Below are 19,809 nucleotides of genomic sequence, written 5' to 3'. Positions count from 1 at the left end.
TGTGACGACCCTGATTTTGTTTTCGACCCGCGACGGTCAGACCCGCGATATCGCGGCATCGATTATTAATGAACTGAGCGCCCAGGGCGTGACCAGTGAAATGTTGGACCTGCATAACGCAGAGCATATCGACTGGGCCCGCTATGACAGCGTGGCGATTGGCGCGTCTATTCGCTACGGCCATTTCCATCCTTCATTAATGCGTTTTGTCACTCAGCATGCGGCAGCGCTTAACACGTTGCCGGGCGCGTTCTTCTCGGTAAACCTGGTGGCGCGTAAAGCGGATAAGCGCACGCCGGAGACCAACAGCTATACGCGTAAGTTTCTTGAGGCCGCGCCGTGGAAACCGCAGCTGGCTGCCGTGTTCGCCGGTGCGCTGCGTTACCCGCGCTATAAATGGTACGACCGCATGATGATCCGCCTGATTATGAAGATGACCGGCGGTGAAACGGATACTTCAAAGGAAGTGGTGTATACCGACTGGGAACAGGTGAAGGATTTTGCCCGTAATATTGCGCGTTTAGCGAACAATTCGTCGGTAATCTAAACGGATTGGGTGAAAAGCAGGCGAACGGAAAAAAATTTAGGATTTCCTCTTGTCAGTTTCTGAGAACTCCCTATAATGCGCCTCCACTGACACGGAACAACGGCGTACAGGCCGGCCTGTCAGGTGAAGGCGAGCGAAATAAATGCTTGACTCCACAGCGGGATAGCGTAGTATACGCAGCCCGCGCCGATGAGAAATAAGCGAAGCGGCACTGCTCTTTAACAATTTATCAGACAATCTGTGTGGGCACTCGGGGCACTGATATCTTTCACGTCGCAAGACGAAAAAGCATTATCAAGTCTCAAGAGTGAACACGTAATTCATTACGAAGTTTAATTCTTTGAGCATCAAACTTAAATTGAAGAGTTTGATCATGGCTCAGATTGAACGCTGGCGGCAGGCCTAACACATGCAAGTCGAACGGTAACAGGAAGCAGCTTGCTGCTTTGCTGACGAGTGGCGGACGGGTGAGTAATGTCTGGGGATCTGCCTGATGGAGGGGGATAACTACTGGAAACGGTAGCTAATACCGCATAACGTCGCAAGACCAAAGAGGGGGACCTTCGGGCCTCTTGCCATCAGATGAACCCAGATGGGATTAGCTAGTAGGTGGGGTAACGGCTCACCTAGGCGACGATCCCTAGCTGGTCTGAGAGGATGACCAGCCACACTGGAACTGAGACACGGTCCAGACTCCTACGGGAGGCAGCAGTGGGGAATATTGCACAATGGGCGCAAGCCTGATGCAGCCATGCCGCGTGTATGAAGAAGGCCTTCGGGTTGTAAAGTACTTTCAGCGAGGAGGAAGGTGGTGAGCTTAATACGCTCATCAATTGACGTTACTCGCAGAAGAAGCACCGGCTAACTCCGTGCCAGCAGCCGCGGTAATACGGAGGGTGCAAGCGTTAATCGGAATTACTGGGCGTAAAGCGCACGCAGGCGGTCTGTCAAGTCGGATGTGAAATCCCCGGGCTCAACCTGGGAACTGCATCCGAAACTGGCAGGCTTGAGTCTCGTAGAGGGGGGTAGAATTCCAGGTGTAGCGGTGAAATGCGTAGAGATCTGGAGGAATACCGGTGGCGAAGGCGGCCCCCTGGACGAAGACTGACGCTCAGGTGCGAAAGCGTGGGGAGCAAACAGGATTAGATACCCTGGTAGTCCACGCCGTAAACGATGTCGACTTGGAGGTTGTGCCCTTGAGGCGTGGCTTCCGGAGCTAACGCGTTAAGTCGACCGCCTGGGGAGTACGGCCGCAAGGTTAAAACTCAAATGAATTGACGGGGGCCCGCACAAGCGGTGGAGCATGTGGTTTAATTCGATGCAACGCGAAGAACCTTACCTGGCCTTGACATCCAGAGAACTTAGCAGAGATGCTTTGGTGCCTTCGGGAACTCTGAGACAGGTGCTGCATGGCTGTCGTCAGCTCGTGTTGTGAAATGTTGGGTTAAGTCCCGCAACGAGCGCAACCCTTATCCTTTGTTGCCAGCGATTCGGTCGGGAACTCAAAGGAGACTGCCGGTGATAAACCGGAGGAAGGTGGGGATGACGTCAAGTCATCATGGCCCTTACGGCCAGGGCTACACACGTGCTACAATGGCGTATACAAAGAGAAGCGACCTCGCGAGAGCAAGCGGACCTCATAAAGTACGTCGTAGTCCGGATTGGAGTCTGCAACTCGACTCCATGAAGTCGGAATCGCTAGTAATCGTGGATCAGAATGCCACGGTGAATACGTTCCCGGGCCTTGTACACACCGCCCGTCACACCATGGGAGTGGGTTGCAAAAGAAGTAGGTAGCTTAACCTTCGGGAGGGCGCTTACCACTTTGTGATTCATGACTGGGGTGAAGTCGTAACAAGGTAACCGTAGGGGAACCTGCGGTTGGATCACCTCCTTACCTTAAAAGATACAACTCCGCAGTGCTCACACAGATTGTCTGATGAAAAGTAACGAGCAAGACGGCTACGAAGTCGTGACACTCCGTGTCCCCTTCGTCTAGCGGTTAGGACTCCGCCCTTTCACGGCGGCAACAGGGGTTCGAATCCCCTAGGGGACGCCACTTGCTGGCTGTGGGTGAAAGACACAACCAACCGATATCTCAAAACTGACTTTCAAGTCACGTTTGAGATATTTGCTCTTTAACAATCCGGAACAAGCTGAAAATTGAAACGACACACTGTTTCTGTTCTCCGTAAACAAGAACAGAAAAAGGTGTGTTCGAGTCTCTCAAATGCTTACAGCACGACGATGAATCTCAGGAAACATCTTCGGGTTGTGAGGTTAAGCGACTAAGCGTACACGGTGGATGCCCTGGCAGTCAGAGGCGATGAAGGACGTGCTAATCTGCGAAAAGCGTCGGTAAGGTGATATGAACCGTTATAACCGACGATGTCCGAATGGGGAAACCCAGTGCAATTCGTTGCACTATCATGTCATGAATACATAGTGGCATGAGGCGAACCGGGGGAACTGAAACATCTAAGTACCCCGAGGAAAAGAAATCAACCGAGATTCCCCCAGTAGCGGCGAGCGAACGGGGAGCAGCCCAGAGCCTGAATCAGTTTGTGTGTTAGTGGAAGCGTCTGGAAAGTCGCAGGGTACAGGGTGATACTCCCGTACACAAAAACACACTTGCTGTGAGCTCGATGAGTAGGGCGGGACACGTGGTATCCTGTCTGAATATGGGGGGACCATCCTCCAAGGCTAAATACTCCTGACTGACCGATAGTGAACCAGTACCGTGAGGGAAAGGCGAAAAGAACCCCGGCGAGGGGAGTGAAACAGAACCTGAAACCGTGTACGTACAAGCAGTGGGAGCACCTTCGTGGTGTGACTGCGTACCTTTTGTATAATGGGTCAGCGACTTATATTCTGTAGCAAGGTTAACCGTATAGGGGAGCCGAAGGGAAACCGAGTCTTAACCGGGCGTTAAGTTGCAGGGTATAGACCCGAAACCCGGTGATCTAGCCATGGGCAGGTTGAAGGTTGGGTAACACTAACTGGAGGACCGAACCGACTAATGTTGAAAAATTAGCGGATGACCTGTGGCTGGGGGTGAAAGGCCAATCAAACCGGGAGATAGCTGGTTCTCCCCGAAAGCTATTTAGGTAGCGCCTCGTGAATTCATCTCCGGGGGTAGAGCACTGTTTCGGCTAGGGGGCCATCCCGGCTTACCAACCCGATGCAAACTACGAATACCGGAGAATGTTATCACGGGAGACACACGGCGGGTGCTAACGTCCGTCGTGAAGAGGGAAACAACCCAGACCGCCAGCTAAGGTCCCAAAGTCATGGTTAAGTGGGAAACGATGTGGGAAGGCACAGACAGCCAGGATGTTGGCTTAGAAGCAGCCATCATTTAAAGAAAGCGTAATAGCTCACTGGTCGAGTCGGCCTGCGCGGAAGATGTAACGGGGCTAAACCATGCACCGAAGCTGCGGCAGCGACACTATGTGTTGTTGGGTAGGGGAGCGTTCTGTAAGCCGTCGAAGGTGGACTGTGAGGTCTGCTGGAGGTATCAGAAGTGCGAATGCTGACATAAGTAACGATAAAGCGGGTGAAAAGCCCGCTCGCCGAAAGACCAAGGGTTCCTGTCCAACGTTAATCGGGGCAGGGTGAGTCGACCCCTAAGGCGAGGCCGAAAGGCGTAGTCGATGGGAAACAGGTTAATATTCCTGTACTCGGTGTTACTGCGAAGGGGGGACGGAGAAGGCTATGTTGGCCGGGCGACGGTTGTCCCGGTTTAAGCGTGTAGGTGTGTGCTCCAGGCAAATCCGGTGCACTTTAACACTGAGGCGTGATGACGAGGCACTACGGTGCTGAAGCAACAAATGCCCTGCTTCCAGGAAAAGCCTCTAAGCATCAGGTAACATCAAATCGTACCCCAAACCGACACAGGTGGTCAGGTAGAGAATACCAAGGCGCTTGAGAGAACTCGGGTGAAGGAACTAGGCAAAATGGTGCCGTAACTTCGGGAGAAGGCACGCTGGTGTGTAGGTGAAGCGACTTGCTCGCGGAGCTGAAACCAGTCGAAGATACCAGCTGGCTGCAACTGTTTATTAAAAACACAGCACTGTGCAAACACGAAAGTGGACGTATACGGTGTGACGCCTGCCCGGTGCCGGAAGGTTAATTGATGGGGTTATCCGTAAGGAGAAGCTCTTGATCGAAGCCCCGGTAAACGGCGGCCGTAACTATAACGGTCCTAAGGTAGCGAAATTCCTTGTCGGGTAAGTTCCGACCTGCACGAATGGCGTAATGATGGCCAGGCTGTCTCCACCCGAGACTCAGTGAAATTGAAATCGCTGTGAAGATGCAGTGTACCCGCGGCAAGACGGAAAGACCCCGTGAACCTTTACTATAGCTTGACACTGAACATTGAGCCTTGATGTGTAGGATAGGTGGGAGGCTTTGAAGCGTGGACGCCAGTCTGCGTGGAGCCAACCTTGAAATACCACCCTTTAATGTTTGATGTTCTAACCTGGCGCCATAATCTGGCGTGGGGACAGTGTCTGGTGGGTAGTTTGACTGGGGCGGTCTCCTCCTAAAGCGTAACGGAGGAGCACGAAGGTTAGCTAATCCTGGTCGGACATCAGGAGGTTAGTGCAAAGGCATAAGCTAGCTTGACTGCGAGAGTGACGGCTCGAGCAGGTGCGAAAGCAGGTCTTAGTGATCCGGTGGTTCTGAATGGAAGGGCCATCGCTCAACGGATAAAAGGTACTCCGGGGATAACAGGCTGATACCGCCCAAGAGTTCATATCGACGGCGGTGTTTGGCACCTCGATGTCGGCTCATCACATCCTGGGGCTGAAGTAGGTCCCAAGGGTATGGCTGTTCGCCATTTAAAGTGGTACGCGAGCTGGGTTTAGAACGTCGTGAGACAGTTCGGTCCCTATCTGCCGTGGGCGCTGGAGAATTGAGGGGGGTTGCTCCTAGTACGAGAGGACCGGAGTGAACGCATCACTGGTGTTCGGGTTGTCATGCCAATGGCACTGCCCGGTAGCTAAATGCGGAAGAGATAAGTGCTGAAAGCATCTAAGCACGAAACTTGCCCCGAGATGAGTTCTCCCTGACCCTTTAAGGGTCCTGAAGGAACGTTGAAGACGACGACGTTGATAGGCCGGGTGTGTAAGCGCAGCGATGCGTTGAGCTAACCGGTACTAATGAACCGTGAGGCTTAACCTTACAACGCCGAAGATGTTTTGGTGTTGGATTTGAGAGATTTTCAGCTTGAGACGGATTAAAGCTTATGGCCGCGAGGCGGTAAGCGAACAGAATTTGCCTGGCGGCTGTAGCGCGGTGGTCCCACCTGACCCCATGCCGAACTCAGAAGTGAAACGCCGTAGCGCCGATGGTAGTGTGGGGTCTCCCCATGCGAGAGTAGGGAACTGCCAGGCATCAAATTAAAGAACCCTCAGCGAAAGCTGAGGGTTTTTTGCTTTTGTATTTCTGAAAACGTCCCGGCAGGCCTTCTGCCGGTACTTTTAGGCCTGTCATCCAGCCCCCGCCTTAACCGGCAATTAAACGATCAGAACTTTTGCTTCTCGATCCATGCCATCACAAAACGTACTACCTCTTCAGGCTGGTTGAGATCGATCAACGGCACGTTAACTTCAAGCGGCACATCGCTGGCAACCGCCAGTACAAATTCATCTATTTCTAACGCTGATTCGCTGTAACCAGCACCCTGACGAAAAAGCAGGATTTTGGGAATGGACTCATGCTTAAAACCTTCAACCAGTACGATATCCAGCGTTGATGCGTCCATTCGGCTGACCAGAAAACGCAGATCCAGCACCTCGTCTTCAGGGGTTTCAGTCATCAACGCCCATCGTTTTTGGCTCGCGACAAGCGTTTGCGCCGCTCCGGCTTTACGCAGCAGATAACTGTCTTTGCCCGGCGTATCAATATCCATGTCATGATGCGTGTGTTTAATCAGCCCCGGGCGTACTCCACGCTCACATAAAAGCCATATGACCTGCTGCAGGAGCGTCGTTTTTCCGGTGCCGCTCCAGGCGGAAAATGCCAGAAGGGGGATCATTTTTCCTCCCAGCGAGTGAGATCGTCAGGCGTGTTAACGTTGGCAAACGCTGCGGCATTTGCAGTGAAAAGGACACTATGACCGCCAGTCTGCCGTAAAAATGCCATTACGCGCCGCTCACCCTGCTCTAAATATGCTGATAGCTCCGCCGCCAGAGAATGATGCACTAAAGCAATTGCCGGGTGGTCACGTTCACCATCATTAACCCATACCGCAGGCGCTGCGTTACGGCCAGCCTCAAGCCGTACCGCCAGGTCGTCGGGAATAAATGGCGTATCGCAGGGGCAAAAAAGATACCACTCACTGTCAGACGTCTGCATTACCGCCAGCATTCCAGCCAACGGCCCCTGGAAATCCGTCAACGCATCGGTAATCACCGGATAACCAGCGGCACGGTACTGCTCAAGATGGCGATTAGCACTGACAAGAATCGCATCGGTTTGCATCACAAGCCGCCCGGCTACATGCTGCCACAGCGGTTTGCCACGTAATATAATCAGCCCTTTATCTTCTCCTCCCATGCGGCTCGATTGCCCGCCAGCCAGCACCACGCCAGTGAGATAGGTTTTTGCCAACGAAGTATCTCCTCTTTTATTGTGGGTATGAGCCTGATAACGTGTCTTTATCACGTCAAAGGAGCACCACTATGAAATGCAAACGCCTGAACGAGGTTATCGAACTGCTTCAGCCCGCCTGGCAAAAAGAGCCCGATCTGAACCTGATGCAATTCTTACAGAAACTTGCGGCAGAGTCAGGTTATACCGGCGAGCTTGCCGATCTCACCGACGACATCCTCATTTATCAGCTGAAAATGCGCGACAGCGCCAAAGATGCTGTCATTCCGGGTATTCAAAAAGATTATGAAGAAGATTTCAAAACGGCGTTGCTGCGCGCGCGTGGGGTAATTAAAGAGTAAAAGCTTGTAAGAGAAACGCCCGCTGCTTTCCGGAAATGATATTCTCAGACATTCGCTGTAATTTCCGGAACATGGGATGACTGACACTGCTTTTACTTTCCAGACCTTAAACCCGGATACCATTCTCGACGCGCTATTTGAGCAGGGGATCAGAGTGGACTCCGGGCTTACGCCGCTTAACAGTTTCGAGAACCGCGTTTATCAGTTTCAGGATGAAGACAGACGCCGCTACGTGGTGAAGTTTTATCGTCCTCAGCGCTGGAATGCCGAACAGCTCGCCGAAGAACATCAGTTTGCTCATGAACTAGAGATCGATGAAATTCCGCTTGCTGCGCCGCTGCGCTTCGCAAACCGTAGCGTACTTACCCATCAGGGCTATTATTTTGCCGTATTCCCAAGCCTCGGTGGGCGCCAGTATGAAGCCGATAACCTCGATCAGATGGAGTGGGTCGGACGTTATCTGGGCCGGATTCATCAGACCGGTCGCCGGTCGCGCTTTCAGCATCGCCCCGATATTGGTGTCAAAGAGTACCTTCTGGAGCCGCGCCAGCTGTTTGAACAGAGCGCTCTCGTTCCCGCTGCCCTGAAAGATGATTTCCTGAAAACAACCGACGCGCTTATCGATGAAGTTATGGGCCAGTGGCATAGCCGCTTTACCATGCTGCGCCTGCACGGCGACTGTCATCCCGGTAATATTCTCTGGCGCGACGGCCCGCTGTTTGTCGATCTGGACGATGCGCGCAACGGCCCGGCAGTACAGGACCTGTGGATGCTGCTTAACGGCGATAAAGCCGAACAGCGGATGCAGCTTGAAACTATTATCGAAGCCTATGAAGAGTTTTGCCCGTTCAATCCTGAGGAGCTTGCTCTGATTGAGCCTTTACGGGCGATGCGGTTAGTCTATTATCTGGCGTGGATTATTCGGCGCTGGGACGATCCTGCTTTCCCCAGAAACTTCCCCTGGCTTACCGGAGAAGATTACTGGCGCCGGCAGACGGCAACTTTTGCTGAGCAAATCAACGTGCTCCGCGAACCACCTTTACAACTAACGCCAATGTATTAATCACCCATCTTCAGGAGAGAGTTATTTATGAAAAAGATTTGGCTGGCGCTGGCAGGTATGATTCTGGCATTCAGCGCTTCCGCAGCGCAGATCACGGACGGTAAACAGTACATTACGCTGGATAAGCCGGTTAATGGCGAGCCGCAGGTGCTGGAGTTCTTCTCTTTCTACTGCCCGCACTGCTACGAGTTCGAGCAGGTGCTGCACGTATCTGACAGCGTGAAGAAAAAGCTGCCAGAAGGCACCAAAATGACGAAATACCACGTTGAGTTCCTGGGCCCGCTGGGTAAAGAGCTGACGCAGGCATGGGCAGTCGCGATGGCGTTGGGTGTGGAAGATAAAATCACCACGCCAATGTTCAACGGCATCCAGAAAACCCAGACCGTGCAGACCGTGGCGGATATCCGCAAAGTATTCATCGATGCTGGCGTGAAGCCGGAAGAGTATGACGCCGCGTGGAACAGCTTTGTGGTGAAATCGCTGGTCGCACAGCAGGAAAAAGCCGCTGCCGACCTGCAGCTTCAGGGCGTACCGGCAATGTACGTCAACGGGAAATACCAGATCAACCCGCAGGGCATGGACACCAGCAATATGGACGCGTTTATCATGCAGTACGCTGATACCGTTAAACAGCTGGTTGAGAAAAAATAATAATAAAAGCCGGTCAATGACCGGCTTTTTTGTATTCCGTTTTTATCTTTTCCAGCTGCACGTCTTTTTCATGCCATAACCTGTTTAGCCAGCACTGAAAGTTATGCCTAAAAGACGCATCGTTTTGATAATCGCCCCGCAATGATTCATCCACCGGAATTAACTGTATGCGGACCACCACCCGCGTAAGCCTGCCGCACAACATATCCAGAAATGGTGTGGCATCGTTTTGCGGATAGCAGAGCGTTACGTTTACCAGTTTATCAAATTGTAACCCCAGCACGCTTAAGGCCATGGCAATTCCTGCCGCTTTCGGTGGAAGCAGATGACGCCAGGGGGAGCGCAGCCGTACATGCTTTTCCGGGGTGAAGCGTGTACCCTCCACGAAATTAACAATCGTGGTGGGGCGACTACGAAATTTCTCACATGACCGACGGGCGGTTTCAATATCCTGCGCGCGACGTTCAGGATGCGTTGAAAGGTAACTTCTTGAATATCTGCGCATAAAAGGCATATCCAGCGCCCAACAGGCTAGCCCAATAAAAGGGACCCAGGCCAGCTGCTGCTTCAGGAAATATTTATTCATCGGTAAATGATTGCGGAACAACACGCAAAGCACCACGATATCCGCCCAGCTGTGGTGGTTAGCGGTCAACAAATACCAGTTATTTCTGTTTAGCTCATCCAGTCCCTGAACATCCCATTTCAGACGTGGATTAAGATGAAGTAATACCGCCAGCCCTTCACACCAGCAATACATCATGGCATCGCAGAAGCGGGAAATGCGTTCTGAGACTGGTTTCAACGGAAGCAGTAATTTAAAAATGCCGGCCAGAATAATGGGCAGGGCGCAGAGCACCGTGACAAGAATAGCCAGCATAATACTTACTGGCAGGGTAATCGCAGCGCGAAGTCGTAACATATTCAAATGATCGGATGAAAGGAACATGGCGTTCACTAAAATTGGGAGCGCGGATTTTAACAGAAGATGAAAAACAACGTGGTAGCCGAAAATAACCTTTACGCTGTGATTAACGCTCGCCAAAAAAGTGGGCTTTATTCTGAATATAATTTATATCCACAAAAATAATGGCGCGACAGGAAACCATTAGCAAAGTCATTTATCGCATAAGCTACTGATTTAAAAATGGAATTTTATTATTTCTTCCGCTAATAACGCTGTATTATTAAAGGCTTATGATTTTGTGCACAAAGTTATCCACAGGGTTGTTCTGCGAGGCGGCACCCTAAACGGCAATTCTTTGGGGGTAAAAGTTCATGTTTGACTGCGGTCTATGGCATCCTTTAGGCCATATATCGATAAACAGGCATGGACACTATGGTTCAGATCCCACAAAACCCCCTTATCCTCGTTGATGGTTCCTCTTATCTTTACCGGGCCTACCACGCCTTTCCGCCGCTGACTAACAGCGCCGGCGAGCCGACAGGGGCAATGTACGGTGTGCTGAACATGCTGCGCAGCCTGATCATGCAGTACCAGCCGACTCATGCGGCGGTCGTGTTTGATGCCAAGGGTAAAACCTTCCGCGACGAGCTGTTTGAACACTACAAATCTCACCGTCCCCCGATGCCGGACGACCTGCGCGCGCAGATCGTGCCGCTGCATGAGATGGTCAAAGCCATGGGCCTGCCGCTGCTGGCGGTATCCGGCGTCGAGGCCGATGACGTCATCGGTACGCTGGCGCGTGAAGCGGAAAAAGCAGGGCGTCCGGTGCTCATCAGTACCGGCGATAAAGATATGGCGCAGCTGGTTACGCCAGGTATCACCCTCATCAATACCATGACTAATACCATTCTCGGCCCGGAAGAGGTGGTAGCGAAATATGGCGTACCGCCTGAGCTGATCATCGACTTCCTTGCCCTGATGGGTGACTCCTCAGATAACATCCCTGGCGTGCCGGGCGTGGGAGAGAAAACGGCCCAGGCGCTGCTGCAGGGTCTTGGCGGCCTGGATACCCTCTACGGCGAACCCGAGAAGATCGCGACCCTCAGCTTCCGCGGTGCCAAAACGATGGCGACCAAACTGGCCGACAATAAAGACGTGGCGTATCTCTCGTATCAGCTCGCGACCATCAAAACCGATGTTGAACTGGAGCTGAGCGCCGAGCAGCTGGAAGTGCAGCAGCCGGCGGCCGGGGCGCTGATGGAAATGTTCAGGCGCTACGAGTTCAAACGCTGGACCGCTGACGTAGAAGCGGGCAAGTGGCTGCAGGCAAAAGGCGCTAAACCCGCTGCGAAGCCGCAGGAAACTATCGTTATCGATGAAGAGCCAGACGAACCGGCCGTGGCGCTCTCTCAGGAAAATTATGTCACCATCCTGGACGAAGAGACGCTGCAGGCCTGGATTGCGCGCCTGAAAAAAGCGCCGCTGTTCGCCTTCGATACGGAAACCGACAGTCTGGATAATCACTCAGCTAATCTGGTGGGCGTTTCCTTTGCTATTGAACCGGGTGATGCGGCGTACCTGCCGGTCGCTCATGACTACCTGGACGCGCCGGATCAGGTTTCCCGCGAGCGCGCCCTTGAGCTGTTGAAGCCGCTGCTTGAAGATGAAAATGCACTTAAGGTCGGCCAGAATCTGAAATACGACCGCGGCGTGTTGCAGAACTACGGTATCGAACTGCGCGGTATCGCCTTCGACACCATGCTGGAGTCGTACATTCTTAACAGCGTCTCCGGGCGCCACGATATGGACTCGATGGCGGAGCGCCTGCTGAAGCATAAAACCATCACCTTTGAAGAGATTGCCGGCAAGGGCAAAAACCAGCTGACGTTCAACCAGATTGCTCTTGAGCAGGCCGGGCCTTATGCCGCCGAAGACGCGGACGTCACGCTGCAGCTACACCTTAAAATGTGGCCGAAGCTGCAAAAAGAGGCGGGTCCACGCGCGGTATTTGAAAAAATCGAAATGCCGCTGGTGCCGGTGCTGTCGCGCATCGAGCGCAACGGCGTCAAAATCGACCCAGCGGTGTTGCATAAGCACTCTGAAGAGATCACGCTGCGTCTGGCCGAGCTTGAGCAGAAGGCGCATGAGATTGCCGGCGAACCGTTCAACCTCTCCTCGACCAAGCAGCTGCAAACCATTCTGTTTGAAAAGCAGGGCATCAAGCCGCTGAAGAAAACGCCGGGTGGCGCGCCGTCCACTTCTGAAGAGGTGCTTGAGGAGCTGGCGCTGGACTATCCGCTGCCGAAAGTCATCCTGCAATATCGCGGGCTGGCGAAGCTGAAATCGACCTATACCGATAAGCTTCCGCTGATGATTAACCCGAAAACCGGCCGGGTACACACCTCTTATCACCAGGCGGTCACGGCGACCGGGCGTCTGTCGTCCACCGATCCGAACCTGCAGAACATTCCGGTGCGTAACGACGAAGGACGACGCATTCGTCAGGCGTTTATTGCGCCGCAGGATTACGTCATCGTTTCAGCGGACTACTCGCAAATTGAGCTGCGCATTATGGCGCATCTGTCGCGCGATAAAGGCCTGCTGGATGCCTTCTCGCAGGGGCTGGATATTCACCGCGCCACCGCAGCGGAAGTGTTTGGCATGTCGCTTGAACAGGTCACTGGCGAACAGCGTCGCAGCGCCAAAGCCATTAACTTCGGTCTGATCTACGGCATGAGCGCTTTTGGGTTGTCGCGCCAGTTGAATATCTCCCGTAAAGAGTCGCAGAAGTATATGGATCTCTACTTTGAGCGCTACCCGGGCGTGCTGGAGTACATGGAGCGCACCCGTAAACAGGCGAAAGAGCAGGGTTATGTTGAAACGCTGGACGGGCGTCGTCTCTACCTGCCGGATATTAACTCCAGCAACGCGGCGCGCCGCGCCGGTGCGGAACGTGCGGCAATCAACGCCCCGATGCAGGGGACGGCGGCGGATATTATCAAGCGCGCTATGATCGACGTTGATAAGTGGCTGGAGAGCGAAAAGCCGCGCGTGCAGCTTATTATGCAAGTACACGATGAACTGGTGTTCGAAGTGCATAAAGACGACGTAGAAACAGTATCCAGAAAGATTCATGAACTGATGGAAAACACCATGAAGCTGGACGTGCCGTTGCTGGTGGAAGTAGGCAGCGGTGAAAACTGGGATCGGGCGCACTAAGGGTGCGTCTTACCCTGTCGCTATTCTGTAACTTAGCAACATAACTAATAGCTTTTTGTGATAATCATTAGAAATTGCTATGTAAAGAGTGAAAAAAAACTACAAAAAGTGCTTTGTGTGACCCAGAAAAAGCGGTAGAGTTATTCGCGTAGGGTACAGAGGTAAGATGTTCTATCTTTCAGACCTTTTACTTCACGTAATCGGATTTGGCTGAATATTTTAGCCGCCCCAGTCAGTACTGACTGGGGCGTTTTTTATTGGGCACAGCCCGGCAAAATGACGCGAGGAGCCTGTCCACGCGCCTTCGCTTATTCGCCGGAATCAGTGTCTTCAGTCACCGGCGGCAGATCGTTAAACCAGCTATCCAGTTTCGCCCGCAGCTTATCCACGCCCTGTTTTTTCAGTGACGAAAATGCTTCAACCTGCACGTCTCCCTGGAAAGCGAGTACCGCTTCGCGCACCATATTCAGCTGCGCTTTGCGCGCCCCGCTGGCAAGCTTATCGGCTTTGGTCAGCAGAACCAGCACCGCAATTTCACTGGCTACCGCCCACTCAATCATCTGCTGATCGAGATCTTTCAGCGGATGACGAATATCCATCAATACCACCAGGCCTTGCAGACATTGCCGTTTTTCCAGGTATTCACCCAGCGCGCGCTGCCATTTAATTTTCATCTCTTCCGGCACCTGGGCGAAGCCGTAGCCCGGAAGATCGACCAGACGCTTACCGTCAGCCACTTCAAACAGGTTGATAAGCTGGGTGCGTCCCGGCGTTTTACTGGTACGCGCCAGGCCTTTCTGATTGGTCAGGGTATTCAGGGCGCTTGATTTGCCGGCGTTAGAGCGCCCGGCGAAGGCCACTTCAATACCGGTATCGGAGGGAAGGTGGCGAATGTCCGGCGCACTGGTGACAAAGTGCGTCTGTTGGTAATTCCAGGTAGTCAAAACGGTTCTCTCCGTCTGGGGATAAGCATTCCGGCGATTATACCTGAAGACACAGAAAAGACCGTGGCTGATTGCAGGCGCGGTTCCGTCATTCCCCCGCTTTGCTGTGAGACATTGCCCCGTTGTTAGCGGCGACATTTGAGAAAAATCTCATGTCTGGTTATGGATTTTTTATCTAAATAACATCCGCTTAGCGATAAAGAACTGTCCTAATTTGCCGTAAAAACCCAGCGGCAGGGTTGTTAGTTTCGTCAGTAACGGTAAAGTAGTTCTCACAGAGCGGGGATGCTCATAAAGGACAGGTTCAGGACGAGCACGCAGGAAACGTCACGGAGACGAAGCGCGGAAAAGCCAGGATGGCAAACGTCGGAGACGTCAGCAAACGGAAAAGGAACCTGACAGGGAACGTTGGCAGCATACGGAAAGACAAGGTTTGTCGACAGCACACAAGGATGAACGCGCCCTTCGCGGGTGCAAGGTCAGTAAAAAAGGCGACAGTTTATTCTGTCGCCTTTTTTCTTTTCTTGCTTTCTGCTAGATTCCGCCGCAATTCTATACTTTATAAAACAGCCGAAGACGACCTTCTATGAAACAACCATCCCCAGCGCGTGGCAAAGCCCCGGCGAAAGCGCGTCGTAAAACACGCGAAGAAATCAATCAGGAAGCGCGTGACCGTAAGCGTGAGAAGAAGCATCGTGGCCATGCCGCCGGTAGTCGTGCTGCAGGCGGTACCGAGCAGCAGAAGAAAGGCGGTCGCGGCGCGCAGGGTCAGGATCCCCGTATCGGCAGCAAGAAACCCATTCAACTGGGCGTGACCGAGGCACCTGTCAAAAAGCAGCAGCAACCGAAGAGTGAGAAAAAAATGTTATCACCGCAGGCTGAACTGGAAATGCTGGAAAATGACGACCGTCTGGATGGGCTGCTTGAGCGCCTGGAAGAGGGTGAAACCCTGAGCGCGGAAGAGCAAACCTGGGTTGATGAGAAGCTGGACCGTATCGATGCCCTGATGCAGCAGCTGGGTCTGTCGTATGACGATGACGAAGAAGAGCCAGAAGAAGAGCGCGAAGACGATCTGATGCGCCTGCTGAAAGGCGGAAACTAACGGTTTCCCCTATGGGCCTGACCGTTCTGCTCATTGTTTTACCAATAGTATGTTACCTGGTGTGGTTATTCGGTAAACTACAGCGGCTGTCGCGGCAAAAGCATTGGTTGCGCAGCCGGCTCCTTACGCGTGGTGCGGCAAGACCGGCACGCCGTACCCGTCCGCGGCATCATCGGAAGGAGTAAGCATGTCTGAGCAGTTGATCGACTGGGATCTGGCCCTGATCCAGAAGTATAACTATTCCGGGCCGCGTTATACCTCGTACCCCACCGCACTTGAGTTTTCTGAACAGTTTGGCGAAGCTGATTTCCGCCAGGCGGTGGCCCGTTATCCTGAACGCCCGCTTTCGCTGTACGTTCATATTCCGTTCTGCCACAAGCTCTGCTACTTCTGCGGCTGCAACAAGATTGTCACCCGCCAGCAGCACAAGGCCGACCAGTATCTCGATGCGCTGGAGCAGGAGATTCTTCATCGCGCGCCGCTGTTTACCGGGCGTCACGTCAGCCAGTTGCACTGGGGCGGCGGCACCCCGACTTACCTGAACAAGGCGCAAATCAGCCGCCTGATGGCGCTGCTGCGCGGCAATTTCAATTTTAACGCCGATGCTGAAATCTCTATCGAAGTTGATCCGCGCGAAATCGAGCTGGACGTATTGGACCATCTGCGCAGCGAAGGTTTCAACCGCCTGAGTATGGGGGTGCAGGACTTCAACAAAGAGGTGCAGCGCCTCGTCAACCGCGAGCAGGATGAAGACTTCATCTTCGCGCTGCTGCGTCGCGCGCGCGATATCGGCTTTACCTCGACCAATATTGATTTAATCTACGGCCTGCCGAAACAGACGCCGGAAAGCTTTGCCTTTACGCTGCAGCGCGTGGCGGAGCTGAATCCGGATCGCCTGAGCGTGTTCAACTACGCGCACCTGCCGACGCTGTTTGCCGCCCAGCGCAAAATCAAAGACGCCGATCTGCCGTCCGCGCAGCAGAAGCTTGATATTCTGCAGCAGACCATCACCTCGCTTACCGCCTCCGGCTATCAGTTTATCGGGATGGACCATTTCGCCCGCCCTGATAACGAACTGGCAATTGCCCAGCGCGAAGGGGTGCTGCACCGCAATTTCCAGGGTTACACCACCCAGGGCGACACCGATCTGCTGGGAATGGGCGTCTCGGCCATCAGCATGCTGGGTGACTGCTACGCCCAGAACCAGAAAGAGCTCAAGCGCTACTATCAGCAGGTCGACGAACAGGGTAACGCTCTGTGGCGCGGGCTGGCCCTGACCCGTGACGACTGTATCCGTCGGGACGTGATTAAATCGCTGATCTGTAACTTCCGCCTGACGTATGCGGAGATTGAACGCGAATGGGATATCCGCGTGGCGGACTATTTTGCGGAAGATTTACAGCTGCTGGCCCCGCTGGCAAAAGACGGGCTGGTGGACGTGAACGAGACGGAGATAGTGGTAACGCCGAAAGGGCGCTTGCTGATCCGCAATATCTGCATGTGCTTTGACGTGTATCTGCGTCAGAAAGCGCGCTTGCAGCAGTTCTCGCGGGTGATCTAAGCGGAAAGCAGGAGAGGGAAACCCTCTCCTGATGCGGTTAACTCAAAAAATTAACCAGCGCCGCGCACAGAATCGCGGCGATTGCCGTCTGCGGCGTGTGGCTTGCAGCAGCGCCAACTTCAGCGCTGCTGGATGCCATATGTAATAGTGATTCCAGCATACAACCCTCAAAAACCCTTCCCGTGAACGCGCCCGATCATACGCAACTTGCTGCTGCAGTAAAGTACAAAATAGCAGCAGTTTTTAGTGTTAATTCCCGACGCTCGATCACTCCATGCCTAACTCTTTGAGCTTACGGGTTAAGGTGTTGCGACCCCATCCCAACAGCCGTGCCGCTTCCTGTTTATGGCCCTGGGTATGACGCAGCGCCGTGGTCAGCAGGGTGCGCTCCATTTCGGGCTGCGCCTCGGAGAGCAGATTCTGATGGCCGGAGCGCAACGCGCGATCCGCCCACTGGGCAAGCAGCGTCGCCCAGCTGTCCGGCAGCGTCTGCGACGGGTTGTCCGGCACCGAGGTTTCAAACAGTTCCGGCGGCAGATCCTGAATCAGCACTTCCTGACCCGCCGCCATCACCGTCAGCCAGCGGCAGGTGTTTTCCAGCTGGCGCACGTTACCCGGCCAGGCGAGACGCGTCAGCGCCGCTTCGGTTTCGGGATGCAGCAGCTTCGCCTCCACGCCCAGCTCTTTTGCCGCGATCTGCAGGAAGTGGCGGGCGAGGCGCGGAATGTCTTCCCGACGCTCGCGCAGCGGCGGCAGGTGGACGCGAATCACGTTCAGGCGGTGGAACAGATCCTCACGGAATTTCCCCTCCTGCACGCGCAGTTCAAGGTTCTGGTGCGTCGCGGCGATGATGCGCACATCGACTTTCACCGGCGCATAGCCGCCGACGCGGTAGAACTGCCCGTCGGCCAGCACGCGCAGTAGACGCGTCTGCACATCCAGCGGCATATCGCCGATCTCATCCAGAAACAGCGTCCCGCCGTCGGCCTGCTCGAAGCGACCCTGGCGGATCTGGTTCGCGCCGGTAAACGCGCCTTTCTCGTGGCCGAACAGCTCGGACTCAATCAAATCTTTGGGGATCGCCGCCATGTTCAGCGCGATGAACGGGGCTTTCACCCGCGGGCTGTGGCGATGCAGCGCATGGGCCACCAGCTCTTTACCGGTACCGGACTCGCCGTTAATCAGCACGCTGATGGACGAGCGCGACAGACGGCCGATAATACGAAACACATCCTGCATCGCCGGCGCTTCGCCGATGATATCGGTGGTGGGGCCGAACACCTGTACGTTGCGCGGCTGCTGCTGCTCCTGATAGTGGCTGATCGCCCGCTCCACCAGCGCCACCGCTTCGTCGATATCGAAAGGTTTTGGCAGATAGTCGAACGCGCCCTGCTGATAAGCGCTCACCGCGGCGTCGAGGTCAGAGTGCGCCGTCATGATGATCACCGGCAGCATCGGGTGGCGCTGCTTAATCTGTTTTAACAGCGCTAAACCGTCCATGCCCGGCATACGAATATCCGACAGCAGCACGTCCGGGGTTTTGGTGGTCAGCGCGTTCAGCACCTCATTACCGCTTTCAAAGGTGGTGCAACTTAAACCGGCGCCGGTCAGTGCGCGTTCCAGCACCCAGCGAATGGAGCTATCGTCATCGACGATCCAGACTATCCCTCGTTGCATAAAGACCTCTATTTACGAATGGGCAGGTAGAGCGAAAACTCGGTATGACCCGGCCAGCTGTTAAATTCGATTTTTCCGGAATGCTGGTCAATCAGGCTGCGGGCAATGGACAGCCCCAGCCCGGTGCCGCCTTCGCGGCCGCTGACCATCGGATAAAAGAGCGTGTCCTGCAGATGCGCGGGAATGCCCGGCCCGTTATCTTCCACATCAATACGCGCGGCGAGCCGGTAGCGGGTGCCGTGCAGCGTAAGCTGAAACGCAGTGCGGGTGCGCAGAACGATTTCACCCCCCGCCGGGCCCAGCGCCTGTAAGGCATTGCGTACGATGTTGAGCAGCACCTGCTCAATCTGGTCGGGATCGTGCGCGAACTCCGGCAGGCTCGGGTCGTAGTCGCGCACCAGGGTGATGTTCTCCGGCAGCTCCATCGACACCAGCTTCACGACCCGCTCTGCGACTTTGTGAATGCTCTCGGTGACGTGCATGCCCGGCTGTTGTGGCCCCAGCAGCCTGTCCACCAGATTACGCAGGCGGTCGGCCTGCTCAATAATTACGTTGGTGTACTCCGTCAGCGACGGATCGGGCAGGGCGCGGGTCAGCAGCTGCGCGGCACCGCGCAATCCGCCGAGCGGGTTTTTAATCTCGTGGGCGAGGCCGCGCACCAGATCGCGCGCCGCCACCTGCTGCGCATGCTGGAGCTGCTCCTGGCTGAGGCGACGCTGATTATCCATCGGCGCCATCTCCAGCAGGATAAAGCCGTCCGGCAGGCGCTGCGCGGTCAGGGAAAGAATGTGGGAACGCCCGTCGATGACCAGCGTGACCTCATTATCCGTAAAGCCCTGGCCGGCGTTGAGGCTCTCCTGCATCAGATGAATATTGAGCGAGAAGTAGCTCAGAAGCTCCGGCAGCGGCGTGCCGAAAAGTTTGCGTGAACTCTGCGCCAGCAGCTGTTGCGCTGCCGGGTTGGCGTAATGCACCGCCAGGTCATCATCGACCAGCAGGATGCTGTTAATTAACGCATTGAGGATCTGCCCGGCATCGGGTAGCGCGCCTGTTGCCATCCAGCAGTCTCCCAGGGTTTGCACCAATTTAGTGCATTATAGGCAATCGGTTCAGTAAGGCTATGTTATTTGTCCCCAGCGCGTGCGATGACAAACAATAACGCCTTACTGAATCATCCTTTGG

General features: G+C 54.3%; 15 protein-coding genes, 1 tRNA gene and 3 rRNA genes. 12 read left to right on the top strand and 7 right to left on the bottom strand.

Features of this window, described 5'->3' with window-relative positions; genetic code table 11:
• Position 1: 1 nt before the first annotated feature.
• The 5 genes from hemG to rrf all read left to right on the top strand — a co-directional run bounded on the left by hemG (position 2) and on the right by rrf (position 5,943).
• Positions 2-547: a menaquinone-dependent protoporphyrinogen IX dehydrogenase gene (gene hemG / locus KFZ77_RS18745; protein ID WP_264385039.1), complete on the top strand. Its 546-nt coding sequence runs from the start codon at positions 2-4 to the stop codon at positions 545-547.
• Between the two features lie 355 nt (positions 548-902).
• Positions 903-2,444: ribosomal RNA gene (locus KFZ77_RS18740) — 16S ribosomal RNA — on the top strand.
• A gap of 87 nt (positions 2,445-2,531) precedes the next feature.
• Positions 2,532-2,606: transfer RNA gene (locus KFZ77_RS18735), tRNA-Glu, on the top strand.
• A gap of 219 nt (positions 2,607-2,825) precedes the next feature.
• Positions 2,826-5,731, top strand: a 23S ribosomal RNA gene (locus KFZ77_RS18730).
• Between the two features lie 96 nt (positions 5,732-5,827).
• Positions 5,828-5,943: ribosomal RNA gene (rrf, locus tag KFZ77_RS18725) — 5S ribosomal RNA — on the top strand.
• The 16S, 23S and 5S rRNA genes sit together here with 1 tRNA gene alongside, the layout of an rRNA operon.
• A 131-nt stretch (positions 5,944-6,074) precedes the next feature.
• Here rrf and mobB read toward each other — a convergent pair.
• Together mobB and mobA are read right to left on the bottom strand one after the other, a co-directional pair.
• The gene (gene mobB / locus KFZ77_RS18720) at positions 6,075-6,587 is read right to left on the bottom strand and encodes a molybdopterin-guanine dinucleotide biosynthesis protein MobB (protein WP_264385038.1); all 513 of its coding nucleotides are present in this window, start codon (positions 6,585-6,587) and stop codon (positions 6,075-6,077) included.
• The gene (mobA, locus tag KFZ77_RS18715) at positions 6,584-7,162 is read right to left on the bottom strand and encodes a molybdenum cofactor guanylyltransferase MobA (RefSeq protein WP_264385037.1); all 579 of its coding nucleotides are present in this window, start codon (positions 7,160-7,162) and stop codon (positions 6,584-6,586) included. The genes mobB and mobA overlap by 4 nt, the downstream gene beginning before the upstream one ends.
• Before the next feature lie 71 nt (positions 7,163-7,233).
• Here mobA and KFZ77_RS18710 point away from each other — a divergent pair, with 71 nt between their 5' ends.
• From KFZ77_RS18710 to dsbA, 3 genes are all read left to right on the top strand, one after another.
• Complete coding sequence (locus tag KFZ77_RS18710; protein WP_264385036.1) at positions 7,234-7,503, top strand: YihD family protein; 270 nt, start codon at positions 7,234-7,236, stop codon at positions 7,501-7,503.
• A 76-nt stretch (positions 7,504-7,579) separates the two neighbouring features.
• Complete coding sequence (locus KFZ77_RS18705) at positions 7,580-8,566, top strand: serine/threonine protein kinase (protein WP_264385035.1); 987 nt, start codon at positions 7,580-7,582, stop codon at positions 8,564-8,566.
• Positions 8,567-8,593: 27 nt separating this feature from the next.
• Complete coding sequence (dsbA, locus tag KFZ77_RS18700) at positions 8,594-9,217, top strand: thiol:disulfide interchange protein DsbA (RefSeq protein WP_031523187.1); 624 nt, start codon at positions 8,594-8,596, stop codon at positions 9,215-9,217.
• Positions 9,218-9,230: 13 nt separating this feature from the next.
• On the opposite strand, the gene KFZ77_RS18695 is transcribed toward dsbA, so the two are convergent.
• On the bottom strand, positions 9,231-10,139 hold the full coding sequence (locus tag KFZ77_RS18695) for an acyltransferase (RefSeq protein ID WP_264386218.1): 909 nt from the start codon (positions 10,137-10,139) through the stop codon (positions 9,231-9,233).
• 417 nt (positions 10,140-10,556) lie between these two features.
• Between KFZ77_RS18695 and polA the strand changes: the two genes are divergently transcribed.
• Together polA and KFZ77_RS19835 are read left to right on the top strand one after the other, a co-directional pair.
• Positions 10,557-13,343, top strand: coding sequence for a DNA polymerase I (gene polA, locus KFZ77_RS18690; RefSeq protein ID WP_264386217.1), 2,787 nt, complete (start codon positions 10,557-10,559; stop codon positions 13,341-13,343).
• Between the two features lie 166 nt (positions 13,344-13,509).
• On the top strand, positions 13,510-13,557 hold the full coding sequence (locus tag KFZ77_RS19835; protein WP_071892919.1) for a spot 42 RNA, inhibition of DNA synthesis: 48 nt from the start codon (positions 13,510-13,512) through the stop codon (positions 13,555-13,557).
• A 94-nt stretch (positions 13,558-13,651) separates the two neighbouring features.
• Here KFZ77_RS19835 and yihA read toward each other — a convergent pair whose 3' ends face one another.
• Positions 13,652-14,287, bottom strand: coding sequence for a ribosome biogenesis GTP-binding protein YihA/YsxC (yihA, locus tag KFZ77_RS18685; RefSeq protein WP_031523193.1), 636 nt, complete (start codon positions 14,285-14,287; stop codon positions 13,652-13,654).
• Positions 14,288-14,873: 586 nt separating this feature from the next.
• Between yihA and yihI the strand changes: the two genes are divergently transcribed.
• Together yihI and hemN are read left to right on the top strand one after the other, a co-directional pair.
• Complete coding sequence (gene yihI, locus KFZ77_RS18680) at positions 14,874-15,389, top strand: Der GTPase-activating protein YihI (RefSeq protein ID WP_264385034.1); 516 nt, start codon at positions 14,874-14,876, stop codon at positions 15,387-15,389.
• A 187-nt stretch (positions 15,390-15,576) separates the two neighbouring features.
• Complete coding sequence (hemN, locus tag KFZ77_RS18675) at positions 15,577-16,950, top strand: oxygen-independent coproporphyrinogen III oxidase (RefSeq protein ID WP_264385033.1); 1,374 nt, start codon at positions 15,577-15,579, stop codon at positions 16,948-16,950.
• 37 nt (positions 16,951-16,987) lie between these two features.
• On the opposite strand, the gene KFZ77_RS18670 is transcribed toward hemN, so the two are convergent.
• The 3 genes from KFZ77_RS18670 to glnL form a co-directional block, all read right to left on the bottom strand.
• Positions 16,988-17,110, bottom strand: coding sequence for a YshB family small membrane protein (locus KFZ77_RS18670; RefSeq protein WP_152548398.1), 123 nt, complete (start codon positions 17,108-17,110; stop codon positions 16,988-16,990).
• A 107-nt stretch (positions 17,111-17,217) separates the two neighbouring features.
• Complete coding sequence (gene glnG / locus KFZ77_RS18665) at positions 17,218-18,627, bottom strand: nitrogen regulation protein NR(I) (protein ID WP_031523199.1); 1,410 nt, start codon at positions 18,625-18,627, stop codon at positions 17,218-17,220.
• Positions 18,628-18,635: 8 nt separating this feature from the next.
• Complete coding sequence (gene glnL / locus KFZ77_RS18660) at positions 18,636-19,685, bottom strand: nitrogen regulation protein NR(II) (protein WP_031523200.1); 1,050 nt, start codon at positions 19,683-19,685, stop codon at positions 18,636-18,638.
• Positions 19,686-19,809: the final 124 nt, after the last annotated feature.

The organism is Siccibacter colletis (genome assembly GCF_025914095.1).
Taxonomy (GTDB): Bacteria; Pseudomonadota; Gammaproteobacteria; order Enterobacterales; family Enterobacteriaceae; genus Siccibacter; species Siccibacter colletis.
Note: the sequence above shows the minus strand (reverse complement) of the source record. Positions and strands in the feature narration are given on the sequence as shown.

What these genes read in the sequence shown, in the direction of transcription:
- mobB (WP_264385038.1), bottom strand. Translation starts at nt 6,587, where the DNA reads ATGATCCCCCTTCTGGCATTTTCCGCCTGGAGCGGCACCGGAAAAACG.
- KFZ77_RS18710 (WP_264385036.1), top strand. Translation starts at nt 7,234, where the DNA reads ATGAAATGCAAACGCCTGAACGAGGTTATCGAACTGCTTCAGCCCGCC.
- KFZ77_RS18705 (WP_264385035.1), top strand. Translation starts at nt 7,580, where the DNA reads ATGACTGACACTGCTTTTACTTTCCAGACCTTAAACCCGGATACCATT.
- dsbA (WP_031523187.1), top strand. Translation starts at nt 8,594, where the DNA reads ATGAAAAAGATTTGGCTGGCGCTGGCAGGTATGATTCTGGCATTCAGC.
- KFZ77_RS18695 (WP_264386218.1), bottom strand. Translation starts at nt 10,139, where the DNA reads ATGTTACGACTTCGCGCTGCGATTACCCTGCCAGTAAGTATTATGCTG.
- polA (WP_264386217.1), top strand. Translation starts at nt 10,557, where the DNA reads ATGGTTCAGATCCCACAAAACCCCCTTATCCTCGTTGATGGTTCCTCT.
- yihI (WP_264385034.1), top strand. Translation starts at nt 14,874, where the DNA reads ATGAAACAACCATCCCCAGCGCGTGGCAAAGCCCCGGCGAAAGCGCGT.
- hemN (WP_264385033.1), top strand. Translation starts at nt 15,577, where the DNA reads ATGTCTGAGCAGTTGATCGACTGGGATCTGGCCCTGATCCAGAAGTAT.
- KFZ77_RS18670 (WP_152548398.1), bottom strand. Translation starts at nt 17,110, where the DNA reads ATGCTGGAATCACTATTACATATGGCATCCAGCAGCGCTGAAGTTGGC.
- glnG (WP_031523199.1), bottom strand. Translation starts at nt 18,627, where the DNA reads ATGCAACGAGGGATAGTCTGGATCGTCGATGACGATAGCTCCATTCGC.
- glnL (WP_031523200.1), bottom strand. Translation starts at nt 19,685, where the DNA reads ATGGCAACAGGCGCGCTACCCGATGCCGGGCAGATCCTCAATGCGTTA.